Source organism: Niabella terrae (genome assembly GCF_054783135.1).
Genome location: NZ_BAAGRD010000001.1, coordinates 499,422 through 513,922, shown reverse-complemented (window position 1 = coordinate 513,922; position 14,501 = coordinate 499,422). Strand labels below are relative to the sequence as shown.

General features: G+C 46.1%; 15 protein-coding genes. 10 read left to right on the top strand and 5 right to left on the bottom strand.

Annotation, left to right across the window (positions count from 1 at the left end):
• Window positions 1-14: 14 nt before the first annotated feature.
• On the bottom strand, window positions 15-1,397 hold the full coding sequence (gene radA / locus ACYVI9_RS02295; RefSeq protein ID WP_460760097.1) for a DNA repair protein RadA: 1,383 nt from the start codon (window positions 1,395-1,397) through the stop codon (window positions 15-17).
• 484 nt (window positions 1,398-1,881) lie between these two features.
• Between radA and ACYVI9_RS02290 the strand changes: the two genes are divergently transcribed.
• Window positions 1,882-2,574 carry a zinc metallopeptidase gene (locus ACYVI9_RS02290; RefSeq protein WP_460760095.1) on the top strand — a complete coding sequence of 231 codons (693 nt, stop codon included), beginning with the start codon at window positions 1,882-1,884 and terminating at the stop codon, window positions 2,572-2,574.
• A 307-nt stretch (window positions 2,575-2,881) separates the two neighbouring features.
• On the opposite strand, the gene ACYVI9_RS02285 is transcribed toward ACYVI9_RS02290, so the two are convergent.
• The gene (locus ACYVI9_RS02285; RefSeq protein WP_460760092.1) at window positions 2,882-3,097 is read right to left on the bottom strand and encodes a YtxH domain-containing protein; all 216 of its coding nucleotides are present in this window, start codon (window positions 3,095-3,097) and stop codon (window positions 2,882-2,884) included.
• Window positions 3,098-3,306: 209 nt separating this feature from the next.
• Window positions 3,307-3,777: a response regulator gene (locus ACYVI9_RS02280; RefSeq protein ID WP_460760089.1), complete on the bottom strand. Its 471-nt coding sequence runs from the start codon at window positions 3,775-3,777 to the stop codon at window positions 3,307-3,309.
• 73 nt (window positions 3,778-3,850) lie between these two features.
• Here ACYVI9_RS02280 and ACYVI9_RS02275 point away from each other — a divergent pair, with 73 nt between their 5' ends.
• The 9 genes from ACYVI9_RS02275 (at window position 3,851) to ACYVI9_RS02235 (ending at window position 12,751) form a co-directional block, all read left to right on the top strand.
• Window positions 3,851-4,972 (top strand): ThiF family adenylyltransferase, encoded by a 1,122-nt coding sequence (locus ACYVI9_RS02275; protein ID WP_460760086.1) that lies wholly within the window; start codon window positions 3,851-3,853, stop codon window positions 4,970-4,972.
• A gap of 20 nt (window positions 4,973-4,992) precedes the next feature.
• Window positions 4,993-5,697: a hypothetical protein gene (locus ACYVI9_RS02270; RefSeq protein WP_460760083.1), complete on the top strand. Its 705-nt coding sequence runs from the start codon at window positions 4,993-4,995 to the stop codon at window positions 5,695-5,697.
• 18 nt (window positions 5,698-5,715) lie between these two features.
• Window positions 5,716-7,821: a sensor histidine kinase gene (locus ACYVI9_RS02265; RefSeq protein ID WP_460760080.1), complete on the top strand. Its 2,106-nt coding sequence runs from the start codon at window positions 5,716-5,718 to the stop codon at window positions 7,819-7,821.
• 22 nt (window positions 7,822-7,843) lie between these two features.
• Window positions 7,844-8,950 carry a hybrid sensor histidine kinase/response regulator gene (locus ACYVI9_RS02260; RefSeq protein ID WP_460760077.1) on the top strand — a complete coding sequence of 369 codons (1,107 nt, stop codon included), beginning with the start codon at window positions 7,844-7,846 and terminating at the stop codon, window positions 8,948-8,950.
• Window positions 8,937-9,401: a response regulator gene (locus tag ACYVI9_RS02255; protein ID WP_460760075.1), complete on the top strand. Its 465-nt coding sequence runs from the start codon at window positions 8,937-8,939 to the stop codon at window positions 9,399-9,401. Before ACYVI9_RS02260 ends, ACYVI9_RS02255 begins: the two co-directional genes overlap by 14 nt.
• An 82-nt stretch (window positions 9,402-9,483) precedes the next feature.
• Window positions 9,484-9,753 (top strand): phosphopantetheine-binding protein, encoded by a 270-nt coding sequence (locus ACYVI9_RS02250; protein WP_460760072.1) that lies wholly within the window; start codon window positions 9,484-9,486, stop codon window positions 9,751-9,753.
• Between the two features lie 9 nt (window positions 9,754-9,762).
• A complete protein-coding gene (locus ACYVI9_RS02245; RefSeq protein ID WP_460760070.1) occupies window positions 9,763-10,959 on the top strand; it encodes a beta-ketoacyl-[acyl-carrier-protein] synthase family protein in 1,197 nt (398 codons plus the stop codon).
• Window positions 10,959-11,993 (top strand): beta-ketoacyl synthase chain length factor, encoded by a 1,035-nt coding sequence (locus ACYVI9_RS02240; RefSeq protein WP_460760068.1) that lies wholly within the window; start codon window positions 10,959-10,961, stop codon window positions 11,991-11,993. Before ACYVI9_RS02245 ends, ACYVI9_RS02240 begins: the two co-directional genes overlap by 1 nt.
• Before the next feature lie 170 nt (window positions 11,994-12,163).
• Window positions 12,164-12,751: a hypothetical protein gene (locus tag ACYVI9_RS02235; RefSeq protein WP_460760066.1), complete on the top strand. Its 588-nt coding sequence runs from the start codon at window positions 12,164-12,166 to the stop codon at window positions 12,749-12,751.
• Between the two features lie 4 nt (window positions 12,752-12,755).
• On the opposite strand, the gene ACYVI9_RS02230 is transcribed toward ACYVI9_RS02235, so the two are convergent.
• A complete protein-coding gene (locus ACYVI9_RS02230; protein WP_460760063.1) occupies window positions 12,756-13,844 on the bottom strand; it encodes a metallophosphoesterase in 1,089 nt (362 codons plus the stop codon).
• A gap of 55 nt (window positions 13,845-13,899) precedes the next feature.
• On the bottom strand, window positions 13,900-14,112 hold the full coding sequence (locus ACYVI9_RS02225) for a hypothetical protein (protein WP_460760061.1): 213 nt from the start codon (window positions 14,110-14,112) through the stop codon (window positions 13,900-13,902).
• Window positions 14,113-14,501: the final 389 nt, after the last annotated feature.

Sequence of the window (14,501 nt, the reverse complement as noted above, 5' to 3'; positions counted from 1 at the left end):
GCTATTTATACAGCTCAGAACAGTTTCTCGTAGACCTGTTCGACGCGGCTCACCTGAATGATTTCGATACGGTATTTATCCTGCCGGAGGGACTGGTTGTACCGGGAGACAAATATCTTTTCGAAGCCCAGTTTTTCGGCTTCCGCGATGCGCTGGTCGATTTTGTTTACCGCACGGATTTCACCGCTGAGGCCCACTTCTCCTGCAAAACAGACCTGTTGTGGCAGGGGAATGTCTTCGTAAGAGGACAAGAGGGCACAAAGCACCGCCAGGTCAATCGAAGGGTCTTCCACTTTCAGACCGCCGGCGATATTCAGGAACACATCTTTAACCCCGAAATGAAAGCCGCTTCTTTTTTCCAGCACGGCCAGGAGCAACTGCAGGCGCCTCAGGTCAAAGCCGGAAACGGTTCGTTGGGGCGTGCCGTAGACAGACTGTGTTACAAGAGATTGAACTTCAATTAATAAGGGTCGGACTCCTTCCAGGGTAGCCGCGATGCTGATACCACTTAAGGGTTCTTCTTTCTGGGTGATCAGCAGTTCACTGGGATTAGCGACGCCCCGCATGCCACTGTCGGTCATTTCATAAATTCCAAGTTCACTATTACTGCCGAATCGGTTTTTGAGCGTCCGCAGAATCCGGTAGGCATAATGGCGGTCGCCTTCAAATTGTAGCACCACATCCACCATATGTTCCAGAATCTTGGGGCCGGCAATACCGCCCTCTTTCGTAATATGACCGATTAAAAATACAGGCGTATTGGTTTCTTTGGCATAGCGCTGGAATTCTCCGGCCGATTCCCGAATCTGTGATACACTGCCCTGTGAGGCATCAATAAAATCGGATTGGAGGGTTTGTACGGAATCCACGATGACGATATCAGGTTTTAATTTTTTTATTTCCTGAAAAATGGTTTGAACCGAAGTTTCCGTCAACAGAAAAAACTGGTTGCTGTTGAGCCCTTTACCGGTTGCATTGAGTCGGTCTGCACGCATTTTGATTTGCTGTGCACTTTCTTCACCACTAATGTATAAAACCTTTTGATCCTGCAATTGCAGTCCGTTCTGCAGGAACAAAGTGCTTTTGCCAATGCCGGGTTCTCCGGCTACAAGAATGAGGCTGCCGCTGACGATGCCGCCCCCTAAAACCCTGTTCAATTCTGCATCAGGGCTGATGATGCGTTCTTCTTCTCCTCCGCTGACCGCTGCCAGTGCAATGGCTTTGCCCGTGGTTTTCTCCGCAGGTGAATAATCCGCCCAATTCAGTTTGCCATTCCCTTTTTGGATGATTTCTTCTACAAAACTGTTCCATTGGCCACAGGATGGGCACTGGCCCACCCACTTGACACTTTCATAACCGCATTGCTGACAGAAAAAAGATTTTTTAGCCTTACCCATATATCTAGATCAGATTGAATTTTGTAAAACTAAAGCATTCGACCGTTCTGTCAGGGGGAAATTTGCGATGGCAGCCAAAGACTGGCAGGCTGTTTGATTGTAGAAACTTCAGCGGCAGGATTTAGCAGATTTTCAGGATTTAGCAACAAGAACCGTTATATAAAACTAATTGAAACAGTTATTTACAAAAAGCAAAAAGGCCTCTCTTGCGATCGGCCCTTTTACTTACTAACCCATTAAATTCTGCTACTAAGGTACAAATTGGGTTTAAAAGTAAAAAATGAAATTCTTTTAAACCGGGTTAAATTATCGTAAAAACCCATTGGTTTCGATCTTATTTGTTTGATTTTCAATATATTTTATAAATGCAGTCTTTAGGAAAAAAATATCAATTACTTATCTACATGACAAAAAGGCACAAAATGACAGGGTACGATGATTGGACAGAGATTTGATATATTATTGTAAAAATTAAACACATATAATGACACCCGGAATTTTTATTGTATCCATGATTTTTGTAGGTATCAGCATGCTGGTATCAATGGTCCTGAAAAGTAAATTCAAGAAATATGCGCAGGTGCCCCTGGCAAATGGAATGAGTGGAAAGGAAGTGGCAGAGAAAATGCTGCGGGAAAACGGAATCTATGACGTGCAGGTAACATCCACCCCCGGGTTTCTTTCCGATCACTATAATCCGGCCAACAAGACGGTGAACCTCAGTCCGGATGTGTTTGAGGGGCGAAGCATTGCGGCGGCGGCGGTAGCAGCCCATGAATGCGGACATGCCGTACAACACGCCACAGCCTACGGCCCCCTGGAGATGCGTAGTAAGCTGGTGCCTGCTGTGCAATTTAGTTCTTCCCTGGTCAACTGGGTGTTGCTGGCCGGCGTCGTACTGGCCGCTTCCGGCCATACAACCTTGCTACTGATCGGTATTATCCTAATGGCCATCACAGTCCTGTTCAGTCTGATTACCCTTCCTGTGGAGTTTGATGCCAGTAAGAGGGCTCTGGCCTGGCTAAATACCACCAATATTACCAATACCGATGAATATCCCAAGGCCAAAGACGCCTTGAAATGGGCGGCAACGACTTATGTTGTAGCCGCTTTGGCAGCTGTGGTAACCCTGGTCCAGTATATCATGATCTATCTGGGCGGTCGCCGCGATGACTAGGCTTCCATGTTTTCTTAATTTTATAAAACAGTCCGTAAAACCCAAAAGGTTTTAGCTTCTGGGATCTAAGTCAGGAGCCATTTTTTGCAGTATCGATACAATATCCGTATAAGATGTAAAAACCTCATAAGGGACTTGCGCGCACAGGTGTGGAGCGATAATAAGACTTATAGCTTTTCGGAGCGGTAAGCAAATTGCGGTGAAGCACGAAGCCCATTGGTCTTTAGTAAATGGGTAGTTCACTTAATATAAAAGCCGCTTCGAGCGGCTTTTATATTGTTATCGGGGTTTAATAGTTATTAGGTACTCAGGGCTGTACCGCTGCCGTTTCTTCTGCATAGTCTTCCAGCTCGTCAGCAGTATCTTCAAATTTATTGGCCAGATTATCCACAAAATCGGCAAACTGATTTTTTAAATCATTGCTTTTGTCACTGATCCGTTGTCGGGTATAAGTGCCTTTATCCGGAGCATACAGCACACCAACGATCAACCCAAGTGCAAATCCGGTAAGTAGTTTATTCATAACTGTAGTATTTTAAGTATTTGAACGGTTCTTCCAATGAAGCTACAAATAATTTGCCAAACCAGCGGTAAGGCTGTCATAAAATTATCCCGGTCAGAAATCTGGGGTAGAAAAACGCAAAAAAGCGAAACTACAGCCGACGGCCGCCGCATCGGACTTCTTACCGAAAAGCTGTGTTCGGTTTGACTAAAAACCGTACTTGTAAAGGTTTAGGACAGCAGGTTCTGGCGCAATAGAAATTCAAGCTGTTCATTGGTGGTAACCAGTTTTTCTGTCAGGTGGTCCCGGTTTTTATGTGCTGAAAAAATCTGCAGGGCAGCATCGATGGTTTCCCGGAGTTCCTCTTCTTTCCAGGGTTTCTGCACATATTTAAAAACGGAGCCCCGGTTAATGGCATCGATCACGGCATTGATGTCCGTGAATCCCGTTAGCAGGATTCTGGGGATATTGGGAAACTGGGGAATAATGGATTCCAGAAATTCTATTCCGGTGACCTGTGGCATCCGCTGGTCCGTAATGATCAGGTGAATCTCATTTTCGTTCAGAATTTTTCGGGCTTCCTCGGCAGTGTTAGCAGTAAAAATTTTATACGTTCTTCTGAAAATTGCCCGAAAAGAATTTAAGTTATGTACCTCATCATCAAGGTATAATATGTTATTATATGCTTTTGTCTGCTCCACTGCTTATCTTTTATTAGAAAAACTAGCCTATATTTACGAAACGATTCTAACTCCGACCAAATAACAAATGTGAATGCTTTTTAAACAGCCTGATACCCGTTATGATTCCTTTTTGGATTACCAACCTGTCGTATTGAAACCAAATAAAACAGAAGGTAAGAAGAAAATAGAAGAAATTTTAAAAAAAAATGATTCTATACAAATCTACGACACAATTGGAAGCCAACTGTCGGAATTATCAAAAATAATATTTCCGGCAGCGCCCCTGACTCCTGAAGCGCAGGAGGCCTTTGTTGCCGAATATACCAAGGGCGCCCCACTATCCGACATCGGGGTATGGGTGTATTATCCCTGGGCGGCCAAATTGGTCCATTTACTGGACGAAAAAGATTTTGTACGTATCCGCACCAATCGGAATCTGTATAAAATCACGCCGGAGGAGCAGGAACAATTGCGTCATAAGCGTCTTGGCATTATTGGCCTGTCCGTGGGCCAGACGATTGCCATGACCATCGCGACGGAAAGGATCTGCGGAGAAATCCGGCTGGCGGATTTTGACCGTATTGAGCTGGGTAATATGAACCGGCTGAGTTACAGCTCCGTATATGATCTCGGTACACCTAAAGTGATTGCGACGGCACGTAAAATCGCCGAACTGGACCCTTTTCTGAAAGTAGTAGTCTGGCGGGACGGAATTACGCCCGACAATATTGAGGATTTCCTGGGCGGAGACCAGGGGCTGGACCTATTGATTGAAGAATGTGATAGTATAGAAATCAAGATATTAAGCCGTTTAAAAGCCCGGGAAATGGGAATTCCTGTTATCATGGACACCAATGACCGGGGCATGCTGGATATCGAACGGTTTGATCTGGAACCCCGCCGGCCCTTGTTCCACGGCGCTTTAAAAGAACTGGAAAGCTTATCTTTACAGGAGGTACTCTATAAACTCCAGACCCTGAGTCCCCATGAGAAAATCGGCTTAATCACACAGGTTATTGGTTTTGAGAATGTTTCGGAGGAAATGAAGTATTCTCTGGGCGAGATTCGTAAGACAATTACCGGCTGGCCACAGTTGTCGTCGGCGGTAGTTTTGGGCGGAGCCCTGATTACAGACACCTGCAGACGTATCCTGCTGCAGCAGATGAACCGTTCCGGGCGGTACTTTATAGATTTTAAAGAATTGATCAATTAATGTCATACGGATAATTAAACATGATACGCATCAGAGCATTCAGGGCACCGCAGGACAGAGAGACATGTGAGAAATTTGTATATGGCCACAGGAAAATTCTTGAGGTGTATTATGGTATCATTAAGATCACTTCCGACAATACCGAATGGATGGCTGATCCGCTTTGCATTGTGATCGTGGCAGAAGATATTGAAACCGGAAAAGTATATGGCGGGGCCCGGGTACAGATTGCTTCCGAGGCAGTCCATCTGCCATTGGAGCAGGCGATTTCCAAATATGACCCGGCCGTCTATGAACATATCCGGGAAAGCCGGATGAGCGGGGGCACTTGTGAAATCTGTGGATTGTGGAATTCCAAAGAAGTGGCGGGTATGGGAATTGGCAGCCGGATTCTTTCGATGGTAGGTATTGCGATTACCGAGCAGTTGAATGTCAGCAGCATGTATGTGCTCTGTGCGCCGGCTACCGTAGGGATGGCCTATAAAATGGGCCTGGTGGTCGTCACCAGTCTGGGCAATAACGGTACATTTTATTATCCTAAGGATGATTTTATAGCAACTGTTATGCAGTTAAGAGATATTTTTGACCTTAGCCTGGCAAAAGAACGGGAAAAGGATCAGATTCTTTTTCTTAGAGAGAATACACAACAGACGCGCTGGGAACGTGGTCCCAAGGGCGACTTTCAGGTATTATATGAAATCCAGCTGGATCCCATAACCGTATAAGCGCGAAATATCCAATCAATGATTCAACTGAGTATAATAAAGTTCTGTTTGTTTCTTTTTGCTTTGCTGCCTCAGTCTGATCAGATTATTCCTGTAGAAAATTTTACCGTATTTATTGATCAGGAGAACCGCCGGCCGGTCGAAGAAATCATCCGGATGCATCCGCAGGAATTTAAAACCCAAGAGCTACGTCCCCATAGCGTCAACTGGATCAGGCTCAGGGTATCCAATAACCTGGGCGTCGATCCCGTTTACCTGGAAATTAAAAATCCTTTATTTGAAGACCTGCGTTTCTACAGTGTGGCGGGGGGGCGGATCTATAACACCCTGAATACCGGTCGAGGAATGCCTTTCAAGACCCGACCTTTCCAGTCGCCTAATTTTATTTATCCCGTCTATTTTAACGGAGCTTCCTCGGTCACGGTTTTCATTCGGGCGGTATCCGATACACCGGTACATGTACCCATGTATGTTGGAACTTCGACAGCGGTAACCAGGGATAGTCTGAATTCTTTTCTGTTGATGGGGGTTTATTTGGGCATTATTGTCATCATGATCTTCTACAACCTTTTCGTCTATTTTACGGTAAGGGATAAAAGTTATATATATTACATCCTCTACATTTTTACAGTCGGGATCGCCCAGCTTGTGCTCAGCGGATTCGCCTTTAAATATTTCTGGCCGAACAATATCTGGCTTTCCATACACAGTTTTAACCTGAGCGGCATTTGCTCAGGCGTGGCTACCGCATTGTTTTCACAGGTGTTTTTAAATACCAGAACTGTCGCGCCCCGGCTGCACCGGGTTTTTAATTTGTTAATTTTTACCTACCTGATCGCACTGGTAGTTACCTTCCTGATCAGCGAGTATATCGCATTCAATATCATCAATCTGGTCGCTGGCGTGGGTTCTGTGATCGCCATCCTGACGGGATTGGTACTCAGCAGGAAAGGCTATCGGGAAGCCAAATTCTTTCTGCTGGCCTTTTCTGTTTTTCTGGTCGCAGTCATGATCTACGTGCTCCGGACCATTAATGTTATTCCGTTTAATGTATTTACAGAGTATATTCTGGAAATTGGTTCTACCATTCAGATTCTCTTACTTTCATTTGCCCTTGCCGACAAGATCAATATCTACCGGGCTGAACAGGTAAAGGCTAAAAAGGAAGCCCTCGAAGCTTCCGAGGAAAATGAACGGCTGGTTCGTGAACAAAATATTATCCTGGAACGTCAGGTCAACGAACGTACTTCTGAATTGCAGGAGGCCAATGGTCATCTCAGTCAGGCACTATCTCAGTTGAAGCAAACGCAGATGAAACTGGTAGAAACCGAAAAAATGGCATCGCTGGGTCAGTTGACAGCCGGTATCGCACACGAAATCAATAACCCGATAAATTTTGTAGCTTCAAATGTAAAACCGCTGGAGTTGGATATACAGGATCTTATTTCCCTGATTGATAAATATGATACCCTGAAGCCCGATGAAAGCCTTGCCGAACAGTTGGCGGCCATCAATGCGCACAAGGAGGAACTGAATATCGGGTACATCAACGAAGAAATAAACATGTTGCTGGCGGGCATTAAGGAAGGTGCACAACGCACGGCAGAAATCGTAAGCAACCTGAAAAGTTTCGTTCGCGTCGATGAGGATAATTTGAAGATGGTGGATCTGAATCAGGGATTGGAAGCTACCCTGCGGCTGATAAAGAGCTCCTTTCCCACCGATATGACCTTGATAAAAGAGCTGGGGCCGATTCCGGAAGTAGAATGCAATCCGGGAAAAATCAATCAGGTCTTTATGAATATTATTACCAATGCCGCTCAGGCCATCTCAGAAAACCAGGAGCGTACCGGCCAGGCAGGCGTACTGACCATCCGGACCTTTCATCAGGACGAACAGGTGGTGATCTCGATAAAGGACAATGGTATGGGAATGAGTACTGAAACACAGCAGAAAATATTTGACCCTTTTTATACAACTAAACCAGTAGGGCAGGGTACCGGGCTGGGGATGTCAATCGTTAAGAATATTATTGACAATCACCATGGAAAAATTGATATTGTTTCAAAATTTGGGGCAGGAACCGAATTTATTATAACTTTATCCAGATTTTATCAAGCCTGATAACTGCACGCCAAGTAGATTTATGACAACGATTAAGGTTCTCTATGTCGATGATGAAGTTCATAATCTGTCCTCCTTTAAAGCCAATTTCAGGAGACAATATGAGATATATACAGCCAGCGCTGCCGATAAGGCTTTGTCGATTCTGGATCATACTGAAATACATGTGATCATCTCTGACCAGCGAATGCCGGGGATGACGGGCGTGGAATTTTTCAGAAAAGTAAAAATACTGCACCCCAACCCCATCCGAATATTGCTTACAGGATATTCAGATATTGAAGCCCTGGCGGATGCGGTCAATGAAGGAGATATTTACAGGTACATCAATAAACCCTGGTCAGAACTGGAACTGAACAACAGTATTAGAAATGCGTTTGATGTGTACCGGACCAGAACTGAACTCAAGGAGAAGGTTGTTGAACTGCAGAAGACCAACGACGAGCTCAATCGTTTTATATATAGTATCTCTCATGAGCTTCGTGCACCACTGGCTTCTGCGCTGGGTGTTATCAACCTGGCCAAGCTGGAACGGGTGTACACTGAATCAGAGAAAAGTCATGAATACTGGGCTTTGATGGAAGAGTGCTGTAACAAGCTGGACTATAATATCACCAACACCCTGCAGTATTATAAGAACAGCCGGTACCGGCAAATCAATGAACCGGTGGATTTTACTGAGTTAACACAAAGCCTGATTGTACTGCATAAAAGAGCGAACAATATTCAGGAAGAAATAGATATCAAAGTCAACGTGGATCAGCAGCTGCCATTTCACAGCGATTTATTCCGTGTTGAAGTCATTCTTGGCAACCTGATTTCCAATGCGATCAAATATCAGCGCCTGGAAGAGGCGCATAAATGGATTCAGATTGATATCAAGGTGACCCAGTTGGAAGTGATTATTAAGATAATAGACAATGGTGTAGGTATTCTGAATGAACACCTGAGCAAGATATTTACCCAGTTTTTCAAAGGCAAAAACCAAATCGGCACGGGACTGGGACTGTTTATCGTCAGAGAAGCGCTTACGAAACTAAACGGCGATATTTCGGTTCAGTCAGTTGTCAACCAAGGGACAACTTTTACCATTCGCCTACCTAACGCGTATAAGGATGATGACCAATAAAGCTCTACCGGAACAGCATATACCTGCCCGTGCGCCCAACCTGTTGGTTATTATTGATGACAGCCCTTTTGATCTCAAAATAACTTCCAGAATTGCGGCGTATGCGAATATTTTCAGAAAGATCCTGACCTTCTCTTCAGGACAGCTGGCGCTGGATTTTTTCGTGGACCACCTCGATGAGGAAGCCATCTACCCGCATTTCATCCTGCTGGACATACAGATGCCGGTTATGGATGGTTTTGAATTCCTGGAAAAATACGCGAAGCTGCCGGAGAACTTTAAAAAAAGGAGCCTGGTGGCCATGTTGTCTTCTACCGATGATCTGACCGATATTTCCAGAGCTGAAGCCAATCCTTTTGTCCTGCAATTGTTAAAAAAACCCCTGCAGATCGGCGATTTATATAATATTGCCGAGGAATACTACCAGTTTCAGCGCCCCGACGGCCGATAAGCGCCTGAATATACTTTTACTTACAGATTCCTGGCTGTTTTCGTTTTTAAGTTATTATTTTTGGCGATAATATTTTTGGATTATGCAAATGGAAAAAGACGCCTTGAAGCAGCAGGTAAAAGAACAGATTGTTAAGTTTCTGAACCTGAACACCGTGAACCCTGCCGATATTAAGGATGATGAGCCTTTATTTGGTGAAGGGCTCGGACTGGATTCCATCGATTCTATCGAACTGATTGTGATGCTTTCCCGGGAATACGGTATTAATATACAGGACCCCAAAGAAGGGCGGAAAATTCTGACCAATATCAATACGATGGTGGACTATATTGAAGCCCACCGAACCAAATAAATTGTTGATTTGACCCGGATTGTAGTTACAGGCATAGGAATCATCACTGCCATCGGCGATTCTGCAGCTGCGCACCGGCAATCCCTCCAGGAGGGCCATAGCGGGATCGGAAGTGCCGGTAACTTTCATTCCAGGTATACCCGATTGTTACCCTTCGCGGAAATACCACATACAAACGGGACACTTTCCGAAACCTTAGCCATTACCGAACCAGGGGTTACCCGAACGGAATTGATCGCACTAAAAGCCTGCCGTGAAGCGATCGCTGATGCAGGATGCGAACCGGAGCAGCTACAGCTGCCGGATACGGCGCTGATCGGGGCCAGTACGGTGGGAGGGATGTGTCTGACGGACGAAATGTACCGGGATGCCAATAAAGCCGAACCGCCGGGATCCGCATTCATCAATGCCTATTCGGGCAGCGCCGTGAGTTTTTTTTTACAGCGGCAATTTCAGACGGGTGGCATTGTCAACACGTTTAATACCGCCTGCTCTTCGTCGACCAATGCCATTATATATGGCGCCAGACTGATTCGTCAGGGGAAGGCCCGCCGGGCTATCGTAGGCGGTGCGGATGCACTGTCGAAGTTCACGGTAAATGGCTTCAATGCCCTGATGATTCTATCAGACAGTCCCTGCCGGCCTTTTGATGCGGCAAGAAAAGGGTTGAATCTGGGAGAAGGAGCCGCCTTCCTGGTGCTGGAAAAGGCGGAAGATGCAGCAGGTCGTCATGTATATGCAGAACTTTCAGGTTATGGCAATAGCAATGACGCTTTTCATCCCTCTTCGACTTCTGCTGACGGCGCAGGCCCGTATTTAAGCATGTTGCGGGCGCTGGAAGTAGCTGGCATGCAGCCCGGAGATATTGATTTTATTAACGCCCACGGAACGGCGACCGAAAACAATGATCTCACCGAGTCCATCGCCATGCAGCGCCTGTTCGACCGGCAACCGGCTTTTGCGAGTACCAAATCTTATACCGGCCATACACTGGGTGCCGCAGGTGCTGTGGAAGCGATTTTCAGTATGCTAAACCTGCAGCATCAGGAAATTTACCCTTCCCTGAATTTCAACCGGCCGATTCCCGAAACCGGTTTGCTGCCACAGACCGCGTATAGTCGCTTCGACTGCCGGCACGTGATGAGCAATTCCTTTGGTTTTGGGGGTAATTGCAGCTCGCTGATTTTCTCAAAATATATGCCCTGATGTATCTCCACCAACATATCGCAGTGGCACCGATGCCGACCGGACCCGGGACGGATCTGCTAGAGCCGCAGATGTCGGCGGCCGGCAAACTTCTTGCGCTGGAACCTCTACTTGAGGGGGTGCCTGCTTCCATGCTCCGCCGGATGAGTAAGGCCGTCCGGATGGGTCTGGGTGCCGGCCTGCCCCTGCTTCGCCGGCAGAAAGTGGACGGCATCATCATCGGAACGGCCAACGGCGGAATGGAGGACTGTATTAAATTTCTAAATCAGATTGTAGATTATGAAGAAGGTTTATTAACGCCCGGGAACTTTGTACAGAGTACGCCCAATGCCATTGCGGGTCAACTCAGTTTAATCACCGGTAACCACGGCTATAATGCCACGCATGTTCATAAGGGGCTGGCTTTTGAAAACGCCCTGATGGATGCGGAAATGCTGGTCAGCGAACATCCGGGCAGCAACTTTCTGGTGGGCGGTGTGGATGAAATTTCCACCTATAATTACAATATTGATTACCTGGCCGGATGGTACGATAAGGACCTCGATAACCAGCGCCTCTATGAAGCCGGTCTGCCGGCCACCATCGCTGGCGAAGGTGCGGCCATGTTTCTGGTAAATGATCAGCCAGTTGGTGCCGTAGCTGCCGTTCGCGATATCGAGATGTTTCATAGTAGCAGCGTTGATACCGTTCGGCAACGATTTGAGGCATTTATAAGTCGGTGTAGTGATGAAAAGATGCTGTTGATTAGCGGAGAAAACGGAGACATACGCCACCGGTCGTATTATGAGGCCGTGGAGCACCTCCTGCCTGCCGCAACCCCCGTTTTACGTTTTAAACACCTGACAGGGGAATATCCAACAGCCGTAAGCTTTGGTCTCTGGCTGGCCTGTCTATGGGCGGAGAAGCGCATACTACCTCAATCCTCGTTAAAAGGCGGAACCCTGATTACCGGTACCGAAGAACTCATCCTGTACAACCAATACCAGGGTCAGCAACATAGTTTTATTCGCGTGCGGGTAGCCACTGAAAATTAGCGGTTTTCAGTGAGCCGGGGATCCGGTAAACTTCTTTAGTTTCGTATTCCGGGCAACCTGTAAAAATCGCAGATGAGGGTGAAAACGGCCCGGCAAAAGGAGGCGTTCAGCGATGGGCTGAACCGGCCGCTTTCGCCGTAACATGAATTAATAATTTAAATGACACACCAATGAACAAAAAACCGCTTTTGTTTTTAAGCGCCTGTCTGATGACAACGGCTGTATTCGCACAGAAAATCAAAACCACCGAAGGGGATCTCAATTTTTTTAAAGACCAGCAGTCCGTTAACGTGGTTTTCAATTACGAGGGGCTCGCCGTGGGAAAATTTAGTAGGGAATCCGATTATATTGAAAAGAAAAAACAGGATTACAATAAAAAGGAAGCAGGAAAAGGTGATAAGTGGGCTGAAGCCTGGATTGCAGATCGGCAGCGGGCCTATGAACCACAATTCCTGGAACAATTTGAAGAGAAAACCGGTTTGAAAAATGACAAGACCGCTCCTTATACCCTGATATTTCATACAACTTTTATTGAGCCTGGATTTAATGTAGGTGCCTGGAGAAAAAACGCCTATATCGATGCGGAAGTCACCCTGGTGTCCAGTGCGGATCCGGCCAAAAAACTGGCAGTCATTCAGATTGAGAAATCTCCTGGCAGGGATGTCATGGGGGTGGATTTTGATACCAGCTGGCGAATTTCTGAAGCTTATGCCAAAGCCGGGAAGGCCCTGGCACGCTATCTGGAAAAACAAAAATAAGGGTCTAGGCCAGCAGATCTTCAAAACTCCTTTCCTCCAGTACCATTCGGGAAGGCTGACCTGTTTTGCGGTGCCATTTTATCAAACGGATAAAACCACCCTGTATTTCGATACCGGTGATATCGCCGTCTGAAAAGCAGCAACAACCTGTATTGAAATAGGTCGGCAGGATTTTACTATAATCCGCATTCAGGGTATCAAATCGCTTCCTATAGGTTTTTACCTCATCGTTGATCGAGGCCATGAGTTTTTCGTCGTTTTCAGTCCGGGCCAGTTTCAGCTGACGGTGCAGCCGTTCAATATGGGTCAGGGATTCAAAAACCGGTTGATGGGTATGACCGGTAATCAGGATCAGGTCCCGTTGTGTGGCACTCCATTCATACATGATTTCATTGTGTATCGTCTTCTTGAAAACATCGTTGGAGGGCTCATTGGGATTGATCTGTAAATAGGCCTGCAAAGGCCCCCAGATCCGGGCGATAAAGAATTTGGTCAGCCAGTTCCCATCACTGTTCGCGTCGCCCTGATGGCCATGGGTACAGAAGATATTCAGCGGCCGACCACGGATCATCGAAGTAAGCAATACGCCTTCCCGCACTTTCAGTTTGCGTCCGTACACTGCTTCCAGTTCAAATGCGGCAAGCGGATCATTGGCCCAGTATAAATCGTGATTGCCAAAAACTTTAACAAAAGCATTTCGATTCAGAAATGCCGCCTCAGCCTGGAAGGCCGCTTTGTTGGCTTTTTTGATCTGGGGCAGGGTGTTTTCCCAAAGCTCTTCGCCATCTCCCAGGTTAATAAAACAGAACTGTTCCCTGTTGTAGTAGTCCAGAGCCGCCAGGTAATTGGCTTCACAGGTCATGAAGTCATCAGCGCCGTTTCTATTGCCTTTATGCTGATCAGAAAAGATGATAAACCGGCCTTCAAAATCTTCCATGGGAATGACCGGTCCTTTCTTACTGCCTTCCGCAGCAATACGTTCATAAAGCCTGCTCAGGGCTTCATAGATTCGGTCCTTATCTGGTCGGGATGAAAAACGTTCAGCAATCCAAAGGATGGGACTTCTTAACAGACGCTGGAGCAGTTTGCGCATAGGTCAAAAATAGCGATACCTGTAGAATGAATGTCTAAAATGAAGCAATGGCCGGTCAGAACACCGGTCCATAACGCAGTTTTTTATTATGCGGTGCAGAATGTTTTTCGGGATAAATAATATCATGCGCCGTTTCATAACCTTCATCTGCAGCTGTAGAAAGCCGATTTAATGAATGACGTCGCCTCAATTCAACGACCAGGCTGGCAGCTGTTGCCGCAACAACACCCAGTACTATCCATCCAATCAACTTGTTTGTATTTTTCATTCCTGCATATTATTGATGATAACTGAAATGGCCATCCGCTATCTTGCTGCTGATCTTAGTTTCCACTGATGTATGCCTTTCCGTAAATTTTTTGAATCAACTTCTATTTAAAAAACCGGGCACAATGATTCAGGTATTTAGAAGTATAACAAATTTAATTAAAAAAGTTTTTCAATCCATGGATTTAAGACCGGCTTTTTCAGATTTTACATTAAATTGAAATGCGGGGCCAGGAGCCGTTTCTGCCTTCTAAACCCGGCTGGGGGCGGGTTGGGGAAACCAAGGGACCAGGCCCCCATGTCGTTCGCCGAAATAACGTAAACTTAACAACTTCTATTCGTTGTATATCCGGGATATCCACCGGGTCCTGTCTTAAAAAATCACCGCAA

Coding starts and splice junctions, on each gene's coding strand:
- ACYVI9_RS02230 (WP_460760063.1), bottom strand. CDS start 13,844: ATGCGCAAACTGCTCCAGCGTCTGTTAAGAAGTCCCATCCTTTGGATT.
- ACYVI9_RS02285 (WP_460760092.1), bottom strand. CDS start 3,097: ATGAATAAACTACTTACCGGATTTGCACTTGGGTTGATCGTTGGTGTG.
- ACYVI9_RS02235 (WP_460760066.1), top strand. CDS start 12,164: ATGAACAAAAAACCGCTTTTGTTTTTAAGCGCCTGTCTGATGACAACG.
- ACYVI9_RS02225 (WP_460760061.1), bottom strand. CDS start 14,112: ATGAAAAATACAAACAAGTTGATTGGATGGATAGTACTGGGTGTTGTT.
- ACYVI9_RS02270 (WP_460760083.1), top strand. CDS start 4,993: ATGATACGCATCAGAGCATTCAGGGCACCGCAGGACAGAGAGACATGT.
- ACYVI9_RS02265 (WP_460760080.1), top strand. CDS start 5,716: ATGATTCAACTGAGTATAATAAAGTTCTGTTTGTTTCTTTTTGCTTTG.
- ACYVI9_RS02275 (WP_460760086.1), top strand. CDS start 3,851: ATGCTTTTTAAACAGCCTGATACCCGTTATGATTCCTTTTTGGATTAC.
- ACYVI9_RS02290 (WP_460760095.1), top strand. CDS start 1,882: ATGACACCCGGAATTTTTATTGTATCCATGATTTTTGTAGGTATCAGC.
- ACYVI9_RS02240 (WP_460760068.1), top strand. CDS start 10,959: ATGTATCTCCACCAACATATCGCAGTGGCACCGATGCCGACCGGACCC.
- ACYVI9_RS02250 (WP_460760072.1), top strand. CDS start 9,484: ATGCAAATGGAAAAAGACGCCTTGAAGCAGCAGGTAAAAGAACAGATT.
- ACYVI9_RS02260 (WP_460760077.1), top strand. CDS start 7,844: ATGACAACGATTAAGGTTCTCTATGTCGATGATGAAGTTCATAATCTG.
- ACYVI9_RS02255 (WP_460760075.1), top strand. CDS start 8,937: ATGATGACCAATAAAGCTCTACCGGAACAGCATATACCTGCCCGTGCG.
- radA (WP_460760097.1), bottom strand. CDS start 1,397: ATGGGTAAGGCTAAAAAATCTTTTTTCTGTCAGCAATGCGGTTATGAA.